The sequence below is a fragment of the Pseudogulbenkiania ferrooxidans 2002 genome (assembly GCF_000174355.1).
Classification (GTDB): Bacteria; Pseudomonadota; Gammaproteobacteria; order Burkholderiales; family Chromobacteriaceae; genus Pseudogulbenkiania; species Pseudogulbenkiania ferrooxidans.
In genome coordinates this window covers 1-22,605 of the sequence record NZ_ACIS01000012.1, presented here as the reverse complement: position 1 = coordinate 22,605, position 22,605 = coordinate 1, and the positions used below count along the sequence as shown (strand labels likewise).

General features: G+C 55.5%; 18 protein-coding genes. 9 read left to right on the top strand and 9 right to left on the bottom strand.

The window, feature by feature from the left end; translation table 11 throughout:
- Nucleotides 1-4: 4 nt before the first annotated feature.
- Genes cyoD through cyoA form a run of 4 tightly spaced genes read right to left on the bottom strand, consistent with a single transcriptional unit; the run spans nucleotide 5 to nucleotide 3,935 of the window.
- Nucleotides 5-328 (bottom strand): cytochrome o ubiquinol oxidase subunit IV, encoded by a 324-nt coding sequence (cyoD, locus tag FURADRAFT_RS17875; RefSeq protein ID WP_008955581.1) that lies wholly within the window; start codon nucleotides 326-328, stop codon nucleotides 5-7.
- Nucleotides 328-942, bottom strand: coding sequence for a cytochrome o ubiquinol oxidase subunit III (gene cyoC, locus FURADRAFT_RS17870; RefSeq protein ID WP_008955580.1), 615 nt, complete (start codon nucleotides 940-942; stop codon nucleotides 328-330). Before cyoC ends, cyoD begins: the two co-directional genes overlap by 1 nt.
- Before the next feature lie 6 nt (nucleotides 943-948).
- Entirely contained in the window at nucleotides 949-2,994 is a 2,046-nt protein-coding gene (gene cyoB, locus FURADRAFT_RS17865) for a cytochrome o ubiquinol oxidase subunit I (RefSeq protein WP_008955579.1), read from the bottom strand.
- Between the two features lie 8 nt (nucleotides 2,995-3,002).
- The gene (cyoA, locus tag FURADRAFT_RS17860; RefSeq protein WP_008955578.1) at nucleotides 3,003-3,935 is read right to left on the bottom strand and encodes a ubiquinol oxidase subunit II; all 933 of its coding nucleotides are present in this window, start codon (nucleotides 3,933-3,935) and stop codon (nucleotides 3,003-3,005) included.
- 1,262 nt (nucleotides 3,936-5,197) lie between these two features.
- Here cyoA and FURADRAFT_RS17855 point away from each other — a divergent pair.
- Genes FURADRAFT_RS17855 through FURADRAFT_RS17830 form a run of 6 tightly spaced genes read left to right on the top strand, consistent with a single transcriptional unit; the run spans nucleotide 5,198 to nucleotide 15,242 of the window.
- Complete coding sequence (locus FURADRAFT_RS17855; protein WP_008955577.1) at nucleotides 5,198-8,167, top strand: type I restriction endonuclease subunit R; 2,970 nt, start codon at nucleotides 5,198-5,200, stop codon at nucleotides 8,165-8,167.
- Nucleotides 8,164-10,806 (top strand): TrlF family AAA-like ATPase, encoded by a 2,643-nt coding sequence (locus tag FURADRAFT_RS17850; protein ID WP_008955576.1) that lies wholly within the window; start codon nucleotides 8,164-8,166, stop codon nucleotides 10,804-10,806. The genes FURADRAFT_RS17855 and FURADRAFT_RS17850 overlap by 4 nt, the downstream gene beginning before the upstream one ends.
- A complete protein-coding gene (locus FURADRAFT_RS17845) occupies nucleotides 10,788-11,234 on the top strand; it encodes an ATP-binding protein (RefSeq protein WP_008955575.1) in 447 nt (148 codons plus the stop codon). Before FURADRAFT_RS17850 ends, FURADRAFT_RS17845 begins: the two co-directional genes overlap by 19 nt.
- Nucleotides 11,231-12,496 (top strand): restriction endonuclease subunit S, encoded by a 1,266-nt coding sequence (locus tag FURADRAFT_RS17840; protein ID WP_008955574.1) that lies wholly within the window; start codon nucleotides 11,231-11,233, stop codon nucleotides 12,494-12,496. Before FURADRAFT_RS17845 ends, FURADRAFT_RS17840 begins: the two co-directional genes overlap by 4 nt.
- On the top strand, nucleotides 12,493-13,611 hold the full coding sequence (locus FURADRAFT_RS17835) for an AAA family ATPase (RefSeq protein ID WP_008955573.1): 1,119 nt from the start codon (nucleotides 12,493-12,495) through the stop codon (nucleotides 13,609-13,611). Before FURADRAFT_RS17840 ends, FURADRAFT_RS17835 begins: the two co-directional genes overlap by 4 nt.
- A complete protein-coding gene (locus FURADRAFT_RS17830; RefSeq protein WP_008955572.1) occupies nucleotides 13,608-15,242 on the top strand; it encodes a type I restriction-modification system subunit M in 1,635 nt (544 codons plus the stop codon). The genes FURADRAFT_RS17835 and FURADRAFT_RS17830 overlap by 4 nt, the downstream gene beginning before the upstream one ends.
- A gap of 167 nt (nucleotides 15,243-15,409) precedes the next feature.
- Here FURADRAFT_RS17830 and FURADRAFT_RS17825 read toward each other — a convergent pair whose 3' ends face one another.
- Nucleotides 15,410-15,814 carry a hypothetical protein gene (locus FURADRAFT_RS17825; protein WP_008955571.1) on the bottom strand — a complete coding sequence of 135 codons (405 nt, stop codon included), beginning with the start codon at nucleotides 15,812-15,814 and terminating at the stop codon, nucleotides 15,410-15,412.
- Between the two features lie 650 nt (nucleotides 15,815-16,464).
- Here FURADRAFT_RS17825 and FURADRAFT_RS17820 point away from each other — a divergent pair.
- Nucleotides 16,465-17,244, top strand: coding sequence for a hypothetical protein (locus tag FURADRAFT_RS17820; protein WP_008955570.1), 780 nt, complete (start codon nucleotides 16,465-16,467; stop codon nucleotides 17,242-17,244).
- Between the two features lie 2,076 nt (nucleotides 17,245-19,320).
- Here the strand turns inward: FURADRAFT_RS17820 and FURADRAFT_RS17810 are convergent.
- Genes FURADRAFT_RS17810 through FURADRAFT_RS17795 form a run of 4 tightly spaced genes read right to left on the bottom strand, consistent with a single transcriptional unit; the run spans nucleotide 19,321 to nucleotide 21,640 of the window.
- The gene (locus FURADRAFT_RS17810; protein ID WP_150105103.1) at nucleotides 19,321-19,974 is read right to left on the bottom strand and encodes a hypothetical protein; all 654 of its coding nucleotides are present in this window, start codon (nucleotides 19,972-19,974) and stop codon (nucleotides 19,321-19,323) included.
- A 28-nt stretch (nucleotides 19,975-20,002) separates the two neighbouring features.
- A complete protein-coding gene (locus tag FURADRAFT_RS17805; RefSeq protein ID WP_201441971.1) occupies nucleotides 20,003-20,458 on the bottom strand; it encodes a hypothetical protein in 456 nt (151 codons plus the stop codon).
- Between the two features lie 41 nt (nucleotides 20,459-20,499).
- Nucleotides 20,500-21,324 carry a hypothetical protein gene (locus FURADRAFT_RS17800; RefSeq protein ID WP_008955567.1) on the bottom strand — a complete coding sequence of 275 codons (825 nt, stop codon included), beginning with the start codon at nucleotides 21,322-21,324 and terminating at the stop codon, nucleotides 20,500-20,502.
- Nucleotides 21,325-21,352: 28 nt separating this feature from the next.
- Complete coding sequence (locus FURADRAFT_RS17795; RefSeq protein ID WP_008955566.1) at nucleotides 21,353-21,640, bottom strand: hypothetical protein; 288 nt, start codon at nucleotides 21,638-21,640, stop codon at nucleotides 21,353-21,355.
- A 61-nt stretch (nucleotides 21,641-21,701) separates the two neighbouring features.
- Here FURADRAFT_RS17795 and FURADRAFT_RS17790 point away from each other — a divergent pair, with 61 nt between their 5' ends.
- Both FURADRAFT_RS17790 and FURADRAFT_RS17785 read left to right on the top strand, forming a co-directional pair.
- Complete coding sequence (locus FURADRAFT_RS17790; RefSeq protein ID WP_236261626.1) at nucleotides 21,702-21,950, top strand: helix-turn-helix domain-containing protein; 249 nt, start codon at nucleotides 21,702-21,704, stop codon at nucleotides 21,948-21,950.
- A 147-nt stretch (nucleotides 21,951-22,097) separates the two neighbouring features.
- Nucleotides 22,098-22,280, top strand: a complete 183-nt coding sequence (locus FURADRAFT_RS17785) for a hypothetical protein (protein WP_008955564.1) — start codon at nucleotides 22,098-22,100, stop codon at nucleotides 22,278-22,280.
- The last annotated feature ends 325 nt before the right edge of the window (nucleotides 22,281-22,605 follow it).

Genomic DNA, 22,605 nt, shown 5'->3' with positions numbered 1-22,605 from the left:
TCTCTCAGGGCATCATCAGCGCGTCGGCGCTGAAGATGATCCAGACCGACAGCCCCACCAGCAGCACGATCACCAGCGCGGTGAACAGGAAGGCGAGGGTGTTGACGCGGCCCTCGGTGGTGAAATCAAGGTGCAGGAAGTACTTCAGATGCACCAGGATTTGCACCACGGCGAAGCCGGCGATGGTCAGCAGGGTGTCGTGCGGGTTCAGGTTGCCGTTCATCACCAGCCAGAACGGGATCACGGTCAGGATGACCGACAGCACGAAGCCCGTCAGGTAGGATTTGACGCTGCCGTGGCTGGCCGCGTGATCGTGAGCTTGGCTCATCAGATGGCCCCTTTCAGATAGACGACGGTAAAGACGCAGATCCACACGATGTCGAGGAAGTGCCAGAACATGCTCAGGCAGTTCAGGCGGGTCATGGCGCGGCCGGTCAGGCCGGTCTTGATCACTTCCAGCATCATCACCGCCATCCAGATCAGGCCGGCGGTCACGTGCAGGCCGTGCATTCCGACCAGGGCAAAGAAGCCGGACAGGAAGGCGCTCTTGTCAGGGCCGTGGCCCTCGGCGATCAGCGTGCCGAACTCGTGCAGTTCCATGCCGATGAACACGGCACCAAACAGGAAGGTGACGGCCAGCCAGCCCAGGAGACCGGCCTTGCTGCCCTTGTGGCCGCTGATCATGGCAAAGCCGTAGGTGATGCTGGAGAACAGCAGGGCGAAGGTTTCCACGAGCACGTACTTGAGCTCGAAGATTTCCTTGCCGGCGACGCCGCCGTTGACGTTGCCGAACAGCACCGCGTAGGCAGCGAAGGCGCTGGCAAACAGGATGCAGTCGGTCATCAGGTAGAGCCAGAAGCCCAGCTGGGTGCTGGCGCCGCTGTCGTGATGCTCATGATCGTGAGCGTGCGTGTCGTGTAGTGCGGTTGCGTGCGAAGTCATGGCTGTTTACACCTGCTCCAGAGTTTTTGCCGGGCGCGGACGGGCCGTGCCTTGGTCGCGTTCGTCATAGCGGTCGAAGTCGATACCCATCTTCTCGAAGCGTTCGCGTTCGATCGCTTCGATCTCGTCCGGCTGGACGTAGTAGTCGATATCGTTGTCGTAGGCGCGTGCCAGCATGCTGCCGATGATGCCGATCAGGCCAACGATGGCGAGCCACCAGATGTGCCAGATCAGGGCGAAACCGCACACCAGGGTGAAGCCCCCGATGTAGACGCCGGCCGCGGTGTTCTTCGGCATGTGGATCGGTGCGTACTGCTGCGGTACCTGGTAGGCCACGCCTTTTTCCTTCATGTCGGTGAAGGCGTCGATGTCATGCACCTGCGGCAGCTTGGCGAAGTTGTAGAACGGCGGCGGCGAGGAGGTGGACCACTCCAGGGTGTGGGCATTCCACGGGTCGCCGGTCACGTCGGCCAGCTGCTTGCGGTTGCGCAGGCTGACCACGATCTGCAGCAGCTGGCAGCCGATGCCCAGCGCGATCAGTACCGCACCGATGCAGGCGGCGTACAGCCACGGGGTCCACAGCGGGTTGTCGGTGTGGTTCAGGCGACGGGTCATACCCATGAAGCCCAGGATGTAGAGCGGCACGAAGGCGAAGTAGAAGCCGGTCTGCCAGAACCAGAACGCCGCCTTGCCCAGGCGCTCGTCCAGCTTGAAGCCGAAGGCTTTCGGGAACCAGAACACGAAGCCGGCCAGGTAGCCGAATACCGCGCCACCGATGATGGTGTTGTGGAAGTGGGCAATCAGGAACAGGCTGTTATGCAGCACGAAGTCGGCACCCGGCACCGCCATCAGCACGCCGGTCATGCCGCCGATGGAGAAGGTGACCATGAAGCCCAGGGTCCACAGTACCGGCGAGGTGAAGCGCAGGCGGCCGCGGTAGATGGTGAACAGCCAGTTGAACAGCTTCACGCCGGTCGGCACCGAAATCACCATGGTGGCGATGCCGAAGAAGGCGTTGACGTTGGCGCCGGAGCCCATGGTGAAGAAGTGGTGCAGCCACACCATGAAGCCCAGCACCGAGATCACGCCGGAGGCGATGATCATCGAGGTGTGGCCGAACAGGCGCTTGCCGGCAAAGGTGGAGACCACTTCCGAGAAGATGCCGAAGGCCGGCAGGACCAGGATGTATACCTCCGGATGACCCCAGGCCCAGAACAGGTTGAGGTACATCATCGGGTTGCCGCCGGCTTCGCTGGTGAAGAAGTGGAAGTCCAGGTAGCGGTCCAGCGTCAGCATGGCGAGCGCGCCGGTCAGGATCGGGAACGAGGTCACGATCAGCACGTTGGCCCAGGTGCAGGTCCAGGTGAAGATCGGCATCTGCATCAGCTTCATGCCCGGGGTGCGCATCTTGAGGATGGTCACCAGGAAGTTGATCGCTGTCAGTGTCGTTCCGATCCCGGATATCTGCAGGGCCCAGATGTAGTAATCCACCCCCACGCCCGGGCTGTAGGCCAGCTCGGACAGCGGCGGGTAGGCCACCCAGCCGGTACGGGCGAATTCACCCACCCCGAGCGAGAGGTTCACCAGTGCCGCAGCCGCCACCAGCAGCCAGAAGCTCAGCGAGTTCAGGAACGGGAAGGCGACGTCGCGGGCGCCGATCTGCAGCGGCACCACGATGTTCATCAGGCCGGTCATGAACGGCATGGCCATGAAGATGATCATGATCACGCCGTGGGCAGTGAAGATCTGGTCGTAGTGTTCGGGCGGAAAGATGCCGAGGTGGCCGTTGGTGGCCATGGCGAGCTGGGTCCGCATCATGGCGGCGTCGGCAAAGCCGCGCAGCAACATCACCAGCGCGACGATGATGTACATCACGCCGATTTTCTTGTGGTCGACCGAAGTCAGCCATTCTTTCCAGAGGTAGCCCCACTTGCCGAACTTGGTGATGGCGGCAATGACCGCGAGCCCCATCAGGCCGGCGCCCGAGAGCGCTCCCATGATGATCGGCTCGTGGAACGGTATGGCGTCCAGCGTCAGTTTACCTAACAACATTTCTGTATTTACTCCTTAACGACCGGCGTCTTGCACAGGCTCTTGGTGAGCGCGGCAAGCTGGATGGGGCTGAGTCCGGCTTCCATGGCGGTCTGATGGCCGGCCATGTACTTGTTCAGTACGCCGTAGAACAGGCCCGGGGTGACGGACGAGAAATGCTGCACCGGGTTGTTTTCACTCGGGTTCAGCAGTTGTGCGTAACTGGTGGGGTCCAGCGGTTTGCCGCTGCGGACCTGCTTCACCCAGGCGTCGAATTCGGCCGGGGAGGCGGTGGCGATGGCCTTGAACTTCATGCCCGAGAAACCGGCGCCGCTGTAGTTGGCTGACATGCCGTCGTAGCTGCCCGGTTCGTTGGCGATCAGGTGCAGCTTGGTCTGCATGCCGGCCATGGAGTAGATCTGGCCGCCCAGCTGGGGGATGAAGAAGGAGTTCATCGCGGCATCGGAGGTGATCTTGAAGTTCACCGGGGTGTTGGCCGGGAAGGCCAACTGGTTGACGCTGGCAATGTTCAGTTCGGGGTAGATGAACAGCCATTTCCAGTCGAGCGACACGACCTGGATGGTGATCGGCTTCTTGTCCGAGTCGAGCGGGCGGTACGGGTCGAGCTTGTGGGTGCTGTTCCAGGTGATGACGGCGAGGAAGGAGACGATGATGATCGGGATGATCCAGACCACGGCCTCGATCTTGCCGGAGTGAGACCATTTCGGGTCGTAGGCGGCGCTCTTGTTGCCGGCGCGATACTTCCAGGCGAAACCGAGCGTCATCAAAATCACCGGGACGACCACCAACAGCATCAGCACGGTGGCCGTGATGATCAGCGATTTCTCGTCTGCGGCGATCTGGCCTTTCGGGTCAAGAATACCTCCCTGACAGCCGGAGAGCAGGGCGGCGGCGGCCAGCGGAAGCCCTCGTAAAATGCGTGGGTGTTTACTGTTTATCATCCTACGACCTTAGTGAATTGAAAGTGGCTTGTAGTCATTCCCTTCCAGGCCGACGCGACAGCACGCGCTGCCTTGTCGATCTGGCCGGGTAGAAAACGCGCATTCCGCCCAAGGCGGAATGACTTGGCCAAACGCCGCAGTTCCGGTCAAAACGGCACGCCGCGACGTAGCCGGCAACGGCTATTCCAACTTCGCGATGGCCCCGGTGATCACTTGATAAGAACGATTTGGCGATCGTTCAGATAGATGGCGTGACAGCAGAAATTCACTGTTCGACTTGCACGGGCTCGAGCCTGGAAGCGGGCGGAAAGACCTCTTGCGAGATGGGTAGCCGCGCTACTGGCGAGCCGTTGACGACACGGCGATGCTTGTCGATTACTTCGCTTTAGATAAGGAAAAGCGAATGGAATGGGGTGGTCATTCCATCCTTAGGATCTGAACTGGACGGGTCGTATTGAAAGCCATTTTTGATGCTTGTTCAATAGCGCAGGCGCGGCGCTGGAGGCCGGATTGGCCCGGTTCGGATGGTGATGATGCGCGTCCCGTTTTGATGCGTTGCCGCAAGCGCCAGATATATTAGGGTTCTATGAATTTCGCATGTGTCCGAAACGAGGGTGTGGCCCTGTTACAAACTGTTACAAAATTCTGATGAAATAATCGCCAGCGGGGCTAGACAGGGAGAGACCCTGGGAATGACTCGCCGTCGCAATAACTGCTGTCCAGTGCAGATGGGCGGGAGAGGAGGCGGGCCCTGTCGTCTTCAGAGCCGTTCACAGGCAGGATGTTCCACTCAACCGGGCCGGGCGCCCTTGATTTGGATCAATAGTTGCCGGAAATGGCAGCGGCGTGGCCGCGCTGGCATGAAAAAAGCCCCGACGGGCGGGGCTTTCCGAGACGTTGGCCGAAGCGGTGCGATGGCTTATTCGATGTTGGATCTGATTGATGAGTATGAGGCGCATAATATTTTTAGATAAGGCTTTTACTATTCACGTTTTATCAATGGGTACACTCTTGGGTACGCGATGAAACGGGATGTTCCGATTTCAAGTGCAATTCCCTTGTGCATAGGACGAGGCAAGCAGCGAGCGATTGCAATTCTAGTGGTGTCTTTAGATCGACAGCGGAGCTGGCCAACTTTAGGAGGGGACTGGTTTTTCACCGTTCCAACATGTGAGCTCATCACGCTTCCACAAGCGCCATATCCAAGCTCTACAGGGGAACGTTGTATCATTACTGCTTTGTGAGCCAACAGGGTCAGACCGATGATAACGAGAGAAAGCCAAATCGAAGACGATCTTATCGCGAAGCTGACCGACCTCAAGTACACCTATCGCCAAGACATCCGCGACCGCGCAGCCTTGGAAGCCAACTTCCGCGCCAAGTTCGAAGCGCTCAACCGGGTACATCTGACCGACAGCGAGTTCCGGCGCCTCCTCGATGGCATCGTCACGCCCGATGTTTACAACGCAGCCCAGACGCTGCGCAACATCAACAGCTTTGAGCGAGACGACGGAACGCCACTGAACTACACCCTAGTGAACATCAGGGACTGGTGCAAGAACGACTTCGAGGTCGTCAACCAGTTGCGTATGAACACCGATAACAGCCATCATCGCTACGACGTGATGCTGCTCATCAACGGTGTGCCGGTGGTGCAAATCGAGTTGAAGACCCTGGCCGTCAGCCCACGCCGGGCGATGCAGCAGATCGTTGATTACAAGACCGATCCCGGCAATGGCTACGGCAAAACGCTGCTGTGCTTCCTGCAGCTCTTCATCGTCAGCAATCGCACCGATACCTGGTACTTCGCCAACAACAATGCGCGGCACTTCAGCTTCAACGCCGATGAGCGCTTCTTGCCGGTTTACCAGTTCGCCAGCGAGGACAACAAGAAGATCACGCAACTCGATAGCTTTGCTGAGAAGTTCCTGGCCAAGTGCACCTTGGGCCAGATGATCAGCCGCTACATGGTGCTTGTGGCCAGCGAGCAGAAGCTGCTGATGATGCGGCCGTACCAAATCTATGCCGTCAAAGCCATCGTGGAGTGCATCCACCAGAACTGCGGCAACGGCTACATCTGGCACACCACCGGGTCAGGTAAGACGCTCACTTCGTTCAAGGCGTCCACCCTGCTCAAGGACAACCCGGACATCGACAAGTGCCTGTTCGTGGTGGACCGCAAAGACCTGGATCGCCAGACCCGCGAGGAATTCAACCGCTTCCAGGAAGGCTGCGTCGAAGAGAACACCAACACAGAAGCGCTGGTACGCCGCCTGCTGTCGGATGACTACGCCGACAAGGTCATCGTCACCACCATTCAGAAGCTGGGACTGGCTCTGGACGGCACCAATAAGCGCAACTACAAAGAGCGTTTGGGGGCGCTGCGCGAAGCTCGCATCACGTTCATTTTCGACGAATGCCACCGCTCGCAGTTCGGCGAGAACCATAAAACCATCAAAGAGTTCTTCCCCAACGCTCAGCTCTTTGGCTTCACGGGCACGCCCATCTTTGAGAAGAACGCCAGCTATCAACAAATTGAGGGGCAGCAGGCCAGCTACCGAACCACCGACGATCTGTTCCAGCGCTGCCTGCACCAGTACACCATCACCCACGCCATCGAGGACCGCAACGTCCTGCGCTTCCACGTGGACTACTTCAAGCCCGAGGGCAAGAACCCACCTAAGCCCGGCGAAGGTATTGCCAAACTGAAGGTCATTGAAACCATCCTGGCCAAGCACGACGCCGCTACCAATGGGCGCAAGTTCAACGCTGTGCTAGCGACTGCCAGCATCAATGATGCTATCGAGTACTTCGAACTATTTGCCAACGTTCAGAAGCAGCGAGCGGAGCAAGACCCCGAATTCCACCCGCTGAACATTGCCTGCGTGTTCTCCCCGCCCGCCGAGGGTAACAAGGACGTGCAGCAGATTCAGGAAGACCTGCCGCAAGAAAAGGAAGATAACCAGCAGGACCCTGAAGGCAAAAAAGCAGCGCTCACCCGTATCGTCGTTGACTACAACGCCCGCTTCGGTACGAACCACCGCATTGGCGAGTTCGACCTGTACTACCAGGATGTGCAGAAGCGCATCAAGGATCAGCAGTACCCGAACACCGATCTGCCAGCCGAGCAAAAGATCGACATCACCATTGTCGTGGACATGCTGCTCACCGGTTTCGACTCCAAGTACCTCAACACGCTGTATGTGGACAAGAACCTCAAGCACCATGGCTTGATCCAAGCGTTCTCGCGGACTAACCGCGTGCTGAACGACAGTAAACCCTATGGAAACATCCTCGACTTCCGCCAGCAGCAGAAGCCGGTCGAAGAGGCAATTGCGCTCTTCTCCGGCGAGAAGATCGACAACCCGCGCGAAATTTGGCTTGTAGACCCTGCGCCAAAGGTCATCGACAACCTGCAGACGGCCACCCAGAAGCTGGCTGACTTCATGCAGTCACAAGGCGTGGCCAATGCGCCGGAAGAGGTGGCCAACCTAAAGGGCGACGCAGCTCGGGCGCAATTCGTCAACCTGTTCAAGGAAGTGCAGCGCCTCAAGACCCAGCTCGATCAATACACCGATCTTTCCGAAGAACAGAAGGAGCAGATCACCCAGATTGCGCCGCCCGATCAGCTGCAAGGGTTCAAAGGGGTGTACCTGGAGACTGCCAAACGCCTGAAGGAACAACAGGACCGCGATCAGGCTCCGCCCGAAGTAGAGCAGCTTGATTTCGAGTTTGTTCTCTTTGCGTCGGCGGTGATCGACTACGACTACATCATGGGCCTCATTGCGAAGCTGACACATAAGACCGGCAAGCTCACCATGAACCGGGAGCAGCTCATTGGTCTGATCCAGTCCGACGCCAAGTTCATCGACGAGCGCGAAGACATTGCCGAGTACATCCGGGATCTACCGGTCAACGAAGCGTTAGACGAAAAGCAAATCCGTAACGGATTCGACCGCTTCAAGGCAGAGAAGAAAGCACGGGAACTGACCGATATTGCCAACCGCCATGGGCTTGAGCCTGAAGCACTGCAAGGCTTTGTCGATGAAATCCTGCGACGCCGCATATTCGACGGAGAGAAGCTCACCGACTTCCTAGAACCACTCGGACTCAACTGGAAGAGCCGGCGTGTGAAGGAGTTGGCCTTGATGGAAGAGCTGACTCCACTGCTGCACAAGCTCGCCCAAGGCCGAGATATCGCTGGTCTGGCCGCTTATGAGGAGGGACGATGATGGGGGCCGTCTTTGCACAAGGGGCACAGTGGATTCGCGCAGACTTCCATCTGCACACCCGCGCAGACCGCGAGTTCAAGTTCACGGGTGATGACAACTTCTACAACAGCAACTATGTGGATGCACTGGAGAACGCGGGCATCCAGTTGGGAATCATCACCAATCACAACAAGTTCGACTTCGAGGAATTCAAGGCATTACGCAAGACAGCCCTGAAAAAAAGCATCGCACTGCTGCCCGGTGTCGAGCTGTCGGTCAATGACGGTGCCAATGGTATTCATACGCTTGTTGTCTTTTCCGACGACTGGTTGGCCGATGGTCATGACCATATAAACCCCTTCCTGGGCATTGCGTTTGAAGGAAAAGTCCCAGCTCAGTACGAGCAGGAAAACGGGCGTTCCTCTCTGTCGCTGCTGGAAACTATCAAGAAGCTGGAAAGCTACCATCGCGACTTTTTCCTTGTCTTTGCCCACGTCGAAGCACCGAGCGGGCTTTGGGCCGAGCTGGACGGGGGGCGTCTTGCCGAACTAGGCCAGAACGAGTTCTTCCGCCGCCGCACCCTGGGCTTCCAGAAGGTACGCACGTACAACAAGCAGCAAGAGAAGAACAAGCCCTGCCGGACCAAAGCGCAGCTGCATCTAGGGGACTGGTACCCTGCCGAACTCGAAGGCTGTGACGCCAAATGCATAGAGGATATTGGTCAGGGCAAAGCCTGCTATCTGAAATTGGGCGAGCTGTCCTTTGAGGCAGTCAAGTTTGCCTTGAGCGACCCCGCTGCGCGGGTCGCCACGGAGCCTCCCAAGCATCAGTCGTCGCACATCCGTAGCATCCACTTCGACGGGGGCATCCTCGATGGGCAGACGCTGCACTTCTCTTCCGAACTCAATACGCTGATCGGCATCCGGGGCAGCGGCAAGTCATCCATCCTGGAGGCGGTGCGCTACGCCCTCGATATTCCACGAGGAGAGAAAGCCCAGGACACCAAGTACAAGGATGAGTTGATCCGCCACACTCTTGGCAGCGGCGGCAAGGTGACGCTGACAGCCTGCGACGTGTACGGACAGGAGTTCACCATCTCCCGTATCTTCCGCGAAGCCCCGAACGTCTACCTGGGCGGCAAGTTGCAGCCTGGCGTGTCGATCCGGGAGACCGTACTGCGCCGCCCGATCTACTTCGGCCAGAAGGACCTTTCCAGCACCGGCGAAGGCTTCGAGACCGATCTAGTGGAAAAACTGGTTGGCGAGAAGCTGCGTGTGCTGCGTGACGAAATTGAGGCACAACGCCAGCGCGTACGCGACGCTGCTCAGCGCTGGCTCAAGCTCAGCAACACGGCCGAACTCAAACGCGACTTCGAGACCCAACTCAACGATGCCAACTTCCGTCTGACCAAGTTCGCGGAGCACGGCGTCGCCGACAAGCTCCAAAAGCGCCTCGGCTTTCAGCAGGACGCCAATGCGCTCGCGCGCATGAAGGAGCGGGCAGACAGCTTCCTCCTCGCCCTGGGGCAATTGATTGCCGAGCATGAGGACGAGTTGCGCAACGCGCCGAGTTACGTGTCCAAGCAGAACCCGGATTTCTTCACGGCCTACTACGCCGAGTTCTCCAAGCTCGTTACCAAAGTCGATCAGCTCAAGCAGATCGAGCAAGACGCGCGAGCCATTGCGGGTTGCCTCCAGGCCAAGCAGGACGAGTTTGAAGGCGCAAGCAAGAACCTTCAGGAGGAGTTCGCACAAGTCGAGCGCCAATTGGCTCAGGAACTCAAGCAAACCGGCATGACAGCCATTCAGCCGGACGACTTCCTGACCCAGCAGCAACGCAAGACCAAGGCGGAGCAAATGCTGGAGGCGTTGGCCAAGCAGGAATCACAGCAGACCAGCATCCGCGACGCACTGTTTGCAGAGATAGACAAGCTCAATGAGCTCTGGCTGCGCGAGTTCAACACCATCAAGGCGGAGCTGGACCGCGTGAACGCTGGCCACACCGCCTTGCAGATCGAAGCCGACTTCAAGGGCGATAAGGAAGCCGCCATCAGCTTCATGCAGCAGCTCTACAAGGGCAGCAACATCCGTGAAACCACCCTGCGCGCGGTGATGGAGGACTATGCCGATTTTGGCGGCCTTCTGCGTGCCCTGCCGGGAGCCTTGGCGAAGGCCGGCAGCACCCCCGAGGTCTTCGAAAAGACCTTCATGCAGAACCTGACCGAGTTCGTCACCTGGCAGGTGCCCAACCGATTCGTCATCCGCTATCGCGGCAAAGAGTTGAAGCACCACTCGCTCGGGCAGCGTGCCTCGGCGCTGCTGCTGTACGTGCTCAGCCAACGCCAGAACGACGTAATCATCATCGACCAGCCGGAAGACGATCTGGACAACCAGACCATCTACGACGACGTGATCAAGCTGCTACGCGAAATGAAGCCTCACGCCCAATTCATCTTCGCCACCCACAACGCCAACTTCCCTGTGCTGGGTGACGCGGAGCAGGTGCACGCCTGCCAATATCAGGACGAGAAGGTCGCCACGCGAAGCGGCAGCATCGACGCGCGCCCGGTGCAGGAAGCCATCATCAACATCATGGAAGGGGGCCAGGAAGCCTTCAACCGTCGCAAAGAGGTCTACAACCTATGGAAACCACAGAGCTGATCAACCTGCTCAGCCTGGGCGAGGATAGCCGACAGAAGTTCAAGACGGACATGACCAATGCCGATGCCTTGGCGGCAGAGGTCGTCGCTTTCAGCAGCACAGCTGGCGGACGCTTCTTCATCGGTTTGAATGACGGCGGTTCGGTGCGGGAGTTATCCGTCGTGGACGTTGTCTTTGCAGGTTGCGTCGGGATCATCAGCCCTGGCCACCTGCCCAACAACCTGACAATCGAAAACATCAAGGCCGGCAACTCGAATATGCGTAATACCATCCTGGCGTCCTTTGCCGCCAAGCTCCTGCCGTATTGCGGACTAGGTAGCGGCCTGCTGCGCGCTTTGCGGGCCTGGCCACAGATTGAACTCATTGATGACCAAGCTGGGAACCTGTTCAAGGCCATCGCTGCACGACCGCAGGAGCACGCTGCATGAGTAGAAATGAAAAACTGCCGATGGTGCCTCGGTTGCGGTTTCCTGAATTTCAGGATGAAAAGCCATGGAGTTTTCAGCCGCTAGGGAAGCTGGCGAGACGCTCAACGCGCAAGAATACTGACTGCGAAGTAACCCGCGTTTTGACTAACTCCGCTGAATTTGGCGTAATTGATCAGCGCGATTTCTTCGATAAAGATATTGCCAATCAAGGAAATCTTGAAGGCTATTACATTGTTGAGGAAGGGAGCTATGTCTATAACCCTCGTATTTCTGCAATGGCTCCAGTCGGCCCTATTTCCAAGAATAGAGTTGGTCTTGGAGTAATGTCACCGTTGTATACGGTATTCAAATTCAATAACGACCAAGACGATTTTTACGCCCATTACTTCAAATCGACGCACTGGCACCAACACATGCGCCAAGCTTCCAGCACCGGCGCTCGACATGATCGCATTAGCATCACAAATGATGATTTCATGGGGCTGCCACTTCCTGTTTCTGGGCGAGATGAGCAAGAAAAAATCACCGACTGTCTGTCTTCTCTTGACGAGCTGATTACGGCAGAAACCCGAAAACTAAATGCCCTAAAGACCCACAAAAAGGGTCTGATGCAACAGCTTTTTCCTCGCGAAGGCGAAGCAGTGCCACGACTACGGTTTCCGGAATTTCGGGATGCAGGGGGGTGGGAGGAAAAAGAACTTGGCCAGCTCGGGGAGCTGGTCTCTGGCTTGACGTATAGTCCTGAGGATCTACGGGTCGACGGACTGCTGGTTTTAAGGTCATCAAATATTCAGAATGGCAGAATTACATTGGATGATAATGTTTATGTGCGATCAGATATAAAAGGGGCCAACCCGTCAAGGCCAGATGATATTTTGATTTGTGTCCGAAATGGATCCAAGTCTCTGATTGGGAAAAGTGCACTTATCCCAAAAGAAATGCCACCATGCACTCACGGCGCATTTATGACGATATTTAGGTCAGAATCGGCTAGGTTCCTCATACATCTTTTCCGCACAGACGCATACGAAAGGCAGGTTTCTGCCGACCTCGGAGCCACCATCAACTCAATCAACGGCAATCAACTGAAAAAGTACAAGTTTTTTGTTCCAAATCCAGACGAGCAACAAAAAATAGCTGATTTCTTATCGTTCGCCGATAGCCTGATCTCGGATCAAGCTCAGAAAATTGAAGCTCTCAACATACATAGAAAAGGTCTGAGGCAGCAACTTTTTCCCATTGTCGGTGAGGGGGTGGCATGAATCCGGGACTAACCTTTGTCGATTTACCTGCTCTCGCCAATAATTTGCGCGGAGAGTTGGAAAACAAGAAAGCTATTCTGCTCTATGCCTATAACGGCACCGGCAAGACGCGGCTGTCTATGGCCTTCAAGGACATTGGCAAGCAGAGTGAAGGCGCGAATGAGAGGCGCGACACCCTTTACTTCAACGCTTTTACAGAGGATCTATTTCACTGGGACAATGACTTAAATGGCCATGTCGAGCGCAAGTTAACTATTAATGCATCTTCGCATTTCTTTGATGGTCCCGCTGAGCTCGAAATGGACAACCGTATTCGACCATTGTTGCAGCGCTATGCTGACTTTGATTTTCGTATAGATCGTGAGAACTGGGCGGTGCGCTTTTCGCGCTCGGTTGACGGACATACTGTTGACAATATCAAGGTATCGCGTGGCGAAGAAAATATCTTCATCTGGTGCTTTTTCCTGGCGATTGTCCAACTGGCACTGGACGGTGCTGAGGCTTATCAGTGGGTGAAGTATGTCTACATCGACGATCCAATTTCCTCGCTGGATGAGCACAACGCTATTGCCGTGGCCAATCACCTAGCACAATTGCTCAAACGGCAGGACAACAAGCTCAAGACGGTGATTTCGACACACCACACCTTGTTCTTCAATGTGTTGTGCAACGAGATGAAGAGTGCCCGTAAATACGTCGTCAACAAGCAGCCATCCAGTGGCGGTTATTTACTGCGGCCAGAAGATGGCGACACACCCTTCTTCCACCATGTTGCGGCCTTGGCCGAGCTATACCAGGCTATGCAGGAAGACCGGTTGTTCACCCACCACTTCAATATGCTGCGCACGATCTTGGAGAAGACAGCAAGCTTTCACGGGCACAAGAATTTCTCGGTTTGCATCAAGCAGGATGACGACGACCCAGACGGAATTCTGCACACGCGCCTGATCAACATCCTGAGCCACGGCAACTATTCACTTTATGAGCCGCAGCAGATGCTCGATGAGAACAAGGCTTACTTTAGGAAGATTCTGAACGACTTCCTGAATCGCTATCCATTCAATCCAGATTTGTTCCCTCAGGCTCCTGAGGCGGCAATAGCAGGCACTCCATGACTGATTTCGAAAAGCAAAAACTGGGTAATACCCTCTGGACCATTGCCGACCAACTGCGCGGCGCCATGAACGCGGATGACTTCCGTGATTACATGTTGGCTTTCCTATTTCTGCGCTATCTGTCGGACAACTATGAAGCTGCGGCCAAGAAGGAGCTGGGGGCCGATTACCCGGAACTGGAACCCGAAGATCGCCTAAGTCCGTTGTCGTTTTGGTATGCCGACAACGCTGTTGATGTGCCTGAGTTTGAGAAACAGATGCGTCGCAAGGTCCATTACGTGATTGAGCCGCAGTATCTGTGGGGCAATATTGCGGAAATGGCGCGAACCCAGGACGATGAGCTGCTCAGCACCTTGCAGTCAGGCTTCAAGTACATCGAGGAAGAGTCCTTCGCTAGCACCTTCCGAGGATTGTTTTCGGAGATCAACCTAGCTTCGGACAAGCTGGGCAAGACCTATGCCGAGCGCAATGCGCGCTTGTGCAAGATCATTGCTGAGATCGCCAAGGGCTTGGGCCAGTTCTCTACCGACAGCGACACCTTGGGCGATGCCTATGAATACCTGATTGGCCAGTTCGCGGCAGGCTCGGGTAAGAAGGCCGGCGAGTTCTATACACCGCAGCGTATTTCAGACATCTTGTCCGCCATCGTCACGCTGGACAGCCAGGAGCCCGCCACGGGCAAGCGTTCACATTTGGACAGCGTGCTCGACTTCGCCTGCGGCTCTGGCTCCTTGCTGTTGAACGTGCGCCACCGCATGGGGCCTCACGGCATCGGCAAGATTCACGGGCAGGAAAAGAACATTACCACCTACAACCTAGCACGCATGAACATGCTACTGCACGGGGTGAAGGACTCGGAATTCGATATTTTCCATGGAGATACCCTGCTCAATGAGTGGGACATGCTGCGTGAGACCAACCCGGCCAAGATGCCGAAGTTCGACGCCGTTGTGGCCAACCCACCATTCAGCTACCGCTGGGAACCGAGCGAGGCGTTGGGCGAGGATACCCGCTTTAAGAACTATGGCCTGGCACCGAAGTCGGCCGCTGACTTCGCATTCCTGTTACACGGCTTCCACTTCCTCAAGCAAGACGGCGTGATGGCTATCATCCTGCCCCACGGTGTGCTGTTCCGTGGCGGTGCCGAGGCGCGCATCCGCACCAAGCTGCTAAATGATGGCCATATCGACACGGTGATCGGCCTGCCCGCCAACCTATTTTTCTCCACCGGCATCCCGGTGTGCATCCTGGTGCTGAAGAAATGCAAGAAGCCTGACGACGTGCTGTTCATCAACGCGGCTGAGCACTTCGAGAAGGGCAAGCGGCAGAACCAGCTGCTCCGGACCGACGAGATGCCTAGCGGAGGGATCGGGCATATCGAAAAGATCATCGACACCTATCAGTACCGCAAGGAAGAGCCTCGTTACTCGCGGCGCGTTAGCATGGAGGAGATCGAGAAGAACGATTTCAACCTCAATATCTCACGATACGTGAGCACGGCAGAGACAGAAGAAGAGATCATTCTGGGTAACGTACATGAACAATTGTTGAGTCTTGATAAGCAAATCAAAGCCGCTACTGAAAAACATAATGCGTTTTTAAAAGAGCTAGGTTTGCCACTGCTTCCCTGATTACCCTCTGAAAAAGTAAGGCCCCTGGTTTCGGGGGCTTCACTTTTTTGCATTCATGCCTGTGATTCTCCCAGACTTCTCTGTGCGGGCTGAGGGGGGAGAGGTCACTTCTCGGAGGAAAGTCAGTAACAACCGCCTGGCTAAGCTAGGCGGTTGGTGAGATTGGATCATTGCAGCCCTTGAGCAATTTCCTCTGCTGTAAGCTTGGCCGCGTTTTCTGCGTTTTCCATCAGTGTCTGACGGATGGCGTTTGCGACTGGTGCAAGCCGGGCAGGGTTGTGAATCAGGGCCCGAACTTCGTGATCAGCCCGGTCTGGATTGACAGGTTTAACATGCATTTGCACTGGCAAACCAACTACGGTGTAGAACGGGCCAAATGTCGACTCACGGAACACCTTTATCACAGGATCGTTCCAATCTGGGTCGTAGACGTCAGGGCAGGTGGTAACAGTATGGATCTCACTTATTATCAGAAGTCCTAGTTGCTGATAGTCAAACAGCACCAGCTCTGCATCCGTCATGTCTGCAATCCCCTGTTTAATCAAGGGCAAGATGTCTTCATAAGTTAGCATGTTCATCTCCTAGGAACGTGACAATGCCAAGCGTGAATTCGCTTAGCGGAAGGAGATGAAAAACAGCGTTGTGTAAACCTTCAATATAGCCCCTGGATTTCCTTGGGCGCTACTTTTTTTACCCCGGGGTAATTATTGAGCATCCTGCTCCGGATTCTGGTTTAATCATGTCAAGGCAGCGAGAGCCGCCAACCTATCCCGATCTCCTGTAACGTTTGGGAAAAACCGAAAGGTTGAACTTGCGACCACGAAGCCCGCTAGCCATGCTAGGCGGGCTTTTTGGTATCTGTCGTTTGCATTGCTCCAGTGTGTTTGGCTGGGGCTTGGCTATTTAGTCTGAGTGGATGTCTTTGCTGTGCGTTTAAATCTACGTGGAGGGTGGTTTATGTGGCTTGTCTTTCGCAAAGTGAAAATTTTGGAATCTCTAATTGTGTCGTCGCTTTGCGACGACTCCTTTGTATCTCTAAAGCCCTTGATTTGCTAATGATGTCTCTTTATGTTGTCCCCTATGCTACATCAGCATTTAATCTCACCCCCAACACTACACACTACACACTGGGCAATGCGATATGTGCAGTGTGTAATGTGCAGTGCACATTGAGTAGTGCGTAATACACTGCTGCGCAGTGCATATTCGAGCGAGGTGGAGGATGTTATACGACAACACTCTGATTTTCTTGCAGCGGCTGCAAATGGCAGCCACCCACGGGCACTATCACTATACGTGTGGTAATACTGACCTCGAACGCTATCTCCGGATGGCAAAGAAGTTTGCCGCAGGGTACGAAACGGAGCTATCCCGTCAGACAAAGCAAAAACGCCGGCGAGCGGGCGAGGCAAGCGCCTCCCTATTTGCTGTCCGACGCTCGACCATCCCTGACCAGGACGGGAAGATCCCCATCTTTTGGGTACTAATCGCCAGTGACGGCGCCGGCCGTGTGCACGAACGTGAAAAGCTGCTGGATCTGCGCAATCGTGACAGCCGCCTTACCGCAGCGGACGGAAAATATGAGCTCGTCCACGATGGCAAAACGTGGTCATGGCAGCTGAGCAGTGCCGCCTACAGGCACTATCAACAAAAGATCCACACGATCGCCTCCTTACCACCCAGCCGACAGCAGGAGATTGAGATCGATGGCATTCGGCGCGATAAGCATGCGGAGCAGCTCCTGGATCAACTGTACGCCGAACCGGGTTTCAGACTACTGCGCCGCCAAGTCGGGCGACTGGTTACCGAGTTGCGAGGGGAGTGGAAGCGACTACGATCCGGAAGAGGATTAAAACTATCTGAGCGTATCTTCCTGCCGTATATTCGATTCCTGCCGGACCGCACTCGGCCGGACCTACCCCCGCCTCCAACTATCACAATGGAGGAGAGGCGGTCGCTGTTCAGGGCGGCCTTCCCAGGACTCAGCACTGAGGATATGTGATTACACGCTCCTGTGCTCCATCACCCATTGCTATGACAAACCATGGAGATGGGGATGAACGTGAATACTAATCAAAGCAGCTGCTCGTGTAATTGCTTGTGCCGGTACGATGTAACGCTGCTCGAGCGGCTGGATTCTTGGACTGGGATTTTTTTGATCGATGGGGAAAGGGTAACGCTCAACATGGCGCGGATGATCTGCGTGCCAGACGTTGGCCAGATCGGAGTGATCTACTCCCACCCGGTGAGGACTGGCCAAGCACATATATTCGAAAAGTATGAGTCGCAATGCTGGCGTCGTCGGCCGGAGGACGACAATGATCAGCATTGGGCCTGGAATTGGCTTGGAACGACCAATGTCGCTTGGCATACTCCTGGGGAACTACCGGTCGACTATTGGTTTGAATTGCCGATGTGGGCCTAACCTAACCTGACAAGAGGAGGCCTCCGAAAAGGCCTCCTCTTTTTTTGCTTGTCCGAAAGAAAAACCGCCGAGCAAAGCCCGGCGGTGGTTGCGCATCCATATGATGCGACGGTGGCCATCCGGCCGTTATTCATGCATTGCACATAATTGTTTCTCCGTAAAAAGAGGAGGGCGGCCAAGCCCCCCGCAGTTTTCAAATCACACTCGCCCTACATCTTTTGCCGCTCCGGCCTTTCACCAAACAGAACATCCGTCAGGTCTGCCCTGCTGGTCGACATGCGTTCGCATCTCCTACTCAGCCAGTCTCCCTCACCTCTCCCTACTCGGGTGCCACCCCGCATCTAGAGGAGTAGGTGATTCCCACGTTAGTCGCCGGCTACTACATGCCGTAGCGCTGCCGCGCTCCACTATTTGCCCGTAGCCCTGAGGGCCTCCGCCTTTCGGCTTTCACCGCCACGAGATTCCAAAGCTGGTCGGTTACTGGGAAAACGTATCATCACGCCCTGACTGTCCATGCTGAACATGGATAGCAGCTCTACAACACTCCAGACAGCACCCTTCGCGTCATTCAATGACCGAGGGTGCCGTTACACGCTTGAGCTATTCAACGACCCTCGGTTTCCCGAGGTGCCGCCGCTTCCAGGTTTCCCCTCTGCGGCCTGACGCATTACTGCGCCCTCAGTAGCCTACGTGTCTGGCATATGTCCAACCCTTTCGGTATCGGCCATAGGCAGGACTGATCACCTGCTTTCACCCTGCGACAGGTCGCACGGTCATTTCCTTCCGTGCGCCGTTTCCGTGTCGCCCAGTCTCATATCCATCAGTTATGCATGGATTGGGTCGAAGGAGGGAATTTCACCCCCCAGCGCACCATCGCAGCATGGCGAGCTCCATTACGAGCACCACGCTACAGCGGCAGTCCTCAAACGATTGGCAGTCGTTCAAGGCGATGTGGGCGAGTGTGATTTGGGGTTGGCAGCCCCATCACAATCAGAGTGAGTGGCAGCCATCCCTTTCACGGATCGCAGAATGATTTTATAACGGGAGTTGAATCGTGGAAAGTTTTTTAAAATCAATTATTTATAAGTGTTATAGGTCGGGCCATCCGGTGATATTTTGCCCGCCGTTAGAAATATGATTTGGGTCGGCACTGCGCCACAAAGAAGAAGACTCGTCGCCGAAGAAGGTGTCATCAATGAGGGTACGATGCGTCTCAGAAAATTCGTCCCAACCAGACTCCAGCATCGTCCAAAGGGGGGGAAATTAGCAGGCCACCCACCACAGATGGCCAAAAGACATGGCCAGAACCTCCGAAGTAAACTCCTGCCAAAGCACTTGCCAAGCCAGTCGCTGCGAGTAGGCACCTAGTCCGGAGACCCATTGGGCGCTCCACTTTTTTGCCCTACGGCCTTTTGTTTGTGGATATCGGAACTCGATTGCTCCGGCGCCATTGCGGGTCGGCATCGTTCAGAGCTTCCTGCAATTCCATTCGCGCACCGTGTAGTGCACCGATGAGCGGTGCGAAATACAAGCGCGGGCTCTGCCGTGCCGCACGCAGAAACTCTGCTAGAAATTTATTCATGACTACTCTCCAATGGAATAAGGAGTCGAGGCGTGATTAATTCTAGACCGGCCCCGGCCGTGGGAAACTCGTTACTTCAGCAACATGCTCCGAGGGAAACCCTCCCGGGCGTTCGCTAGGCGAAGTTGATCCATGCTGACAACGGGGTCATACGCCAATGCCACGGACAGTGCACAGGATCTTCCCTGCATGGTGCAGAGCTTGCTAATCACCATCAACGTGGCCTTTTTCTGACCTTCAGGCAGCTCGGGGCTTGTGTTGTGTATCGCCTCAGCTTGGGCACTGTTGACAGTGTCGAATGTGGCATTGGCAGCGATGGCAAGGTTGTCGCATGCCCTAAAGGCCGCGCACATCAACCCATTGCCTAGCAAATGAAAGATAGGGAACCGTAATCCCGATGTTTCGCTTTCTTTGGGAAAGACATAGTCTTCTGGCTTGCCGGCGTAGACTTCCTCGATCGTATAAAACTGGGATTTCTCTTGCGGTACTGTGATCGGGTAGCCAGCCGCAGCCACTTCTTCCAAAAACACCTTGGCTAGCTCTGGATACTGCTCATCCATAGCACTGATCTTGCTGTTGAACAGTTTCATCAAGATTGTCGGGTGGGTGCCGATTTCCGATGAAAATACCTGGACCATCCCGAGATCCGTATGAAAGGAGTCCGCAGCAAAGCTGGCTGAGCTTACGAAACATACCAACCATAATACTAGGAATTTCTTGCTCACCACTTCCGCTCCTGTAAATCTGCTTGCGTTATTCGCATACCTTCTTCAACGCATGATCGACGAGGTCGCCATCAAAGCTGATCAGCACATCGAGGTTCTTGCATGACGCCCCAACTGTTCCCAGAGTTTGCGCCCGGATCTGATAGCCATCGTTGTCGCTCTGGCTGGCCTGTCCATAAAGGATTGCATTCTGGACGACGGCAGCAAGCACCCGTTTGTTATCCGGGCCTGCCGGCCACTTCGGCGCCACAGTGTTGCGATCGATTACTTTGCTGTCGCAGATGCGAAAATGTTGGTCATGTCCGCTGGTGCGCACGGATACGGCTTCACAATCGTTGAATTGCCCAACGTAAATCACGTGGGCCTCACGACCGTGGATGGTGGCCAGGGTGGTTTGATGAGTGCGTGCTACCGTGACAACAGCTTCGTTCAATTCCCCTGCCTGAGCGAACGCCGCGAGGCTGGCACCGGCAAGGACCAACAACCGTATGTTCCTGCCCATTACATTACCCCTGGTTTTTGACCTTAAAGACCTGCCAAGCAATCAACCGGCGGCAGGCTGTCGATATGCACCTTGATGGACTTAGCATCTACCTTCGTAATGGTCAGCTGGGCGCCAGGCAACGAAACTGATCTCACTCCGGCCGCAAACGAACGCACTTGTTCGGCATTCACCGCTCCACTGGCATCGGAACGAATCAACTTGAACCTGAGCGTCCCTTCGGACTGCCCGAGGAAGACGGTCGACATGCTGCATCGCGGTTGGCCCGATTTCTCCTCGAGATTTAAGGTAAAGCGGCCACTAGCCTCCTTTACCTCTTCCCGTGTGAGGTAGCCATCTGATGAAGAGCTGAATACCCGATCAAGTACCTCACCGGTCTCTGCTAGAGCAAAGTAGCGGTACTTCTTGAGGAACGTGCTGGTTTTTGGGTCTGTCAGTACGAGATAAAAAGTATGGCCGGAAGCATCGTGCAGGCGAGCCTCAGGAATGACCTTATCGCCTGCTTTCAGATTCAGCGTGGCATCGCCAGTCGTCAGGGAGAGATCGCTGACTACCTCAATGCTCGGCATTACGGTCTTGGGGCCATAGTTCAGGACCAGCAAGCTGTCCCCGCGCGTAGCCGCAAGGCTGTCACCGGGTTTTGCTCCTATCACATAGACAGTTCTATTGATGGCTGGTTGAATGTCCCTGACCGTTTCATAGATCTTGAACGGAGAGTTGGCGAGGGTCGCCGTTGCAGAGACGGCAGTCACTGACCATAGTGCCATGCTCAAACCGGCCAAGGTGTATCGCTCCCATTGGCTGGACGCATAGTTTGTCCGCAATTGTCCGTGCATTCTTGTGCGCATCTCATTCCCCTTTAACTGGATTGCCCATTCAAATGTTGTAAGAGTCGTCGCGCCCAGCCCCTAGGCCGATATCCATCGAGGGCCAGTCGCAGTTTCTAGACCAATCGACATAATCAGTTTCATCAAAACGTAAGTGTGGTTGGGGCTCATCTTGCGGAGGTGCAGGTGTGCCTGCATAGGTTTGCCACAAAAACTGCATCATCACGGAACCCACAAACATCAGGGCGTACTTCAGCCAGCCGGTAAGAAACGCAAAGGACAGCCCCATGAGCAGAACGCCAGCGACTGCTAGAAAGATTTTGGTTCTTAGGGGCATCGTCGCTCTCCTCGTGCTGCGCTCGAAATGCTAATCGTAGTATGTGGAATCGTAGTATGCAATGACGGACATTCGCCAGATGTCCGTCAAGCCCCACCAATGCCAGCTCGTCAGCGTTTTCGCGGCTAACGTCCGCAAAAGGCGACTTGAACTCGGCCTCTCCCAGGAAGAACTCGCCGAACGTGCCGGCGTTCACAGGACATATGTCGGAATGCTGGAGCGAGGTGAAAAGAATGTGACGATTTACAACATCGAACGCATTGCTATTGCGCTGGATGTGCCCCCGGCATCTCTGTTGCTGGCCACTTAGTGCATGTGACGGCTACCATCAACCCTCACACGCCCCCCGATTAGCCGATCTCTTGCCAGAAAGACCCTGTCACTCGCTTTTGTGATGTACATGCCAAACAAATTATCCCATTTGGATGTTATTTATGGCAAGTGTTGCTATCGGTGTATGAAGACCATCCATGATGACCGCTATCAAGCCTTGATCAGGCAGCTTGTTGCCGAACGTGAGCAACGGAGCATCACGCAGGCTGTGCTGGTAAATGCGCTCGCACGGCCGCAGTCTTATATCGCCAAGGTTGAAAATTTGGAACGTCGCCTGGAGATCGTCGAGTTGGCCGACTGTCTATAGGCTATCGAGGTCAAGCGTGAGGCGTTCATGCGCCACTTTGGTTGGTGGTGAATTACGAAAACCGTTACGTTTTGTCTTGCGTATGGCTAAGGCTAAAACGGCTAATCTGGCTAATTGCTCAATGCCAGAATTAGCCACGATTAACCGGTCTTAGCCTTAGCCTCATACCATAATGATCGTGGCGCTTTCGCAATTGTCAGCCACCCCACGTCAACCTCGGCGTTTCACTACTCATCAGGCCGTCCATCGCTGCCTTTCCTTCGCGACATGCGGCCGTTCCTAAGTTGCCACCTCACGTGCTAAACGTCTGCTTCCCGCTGCCTCC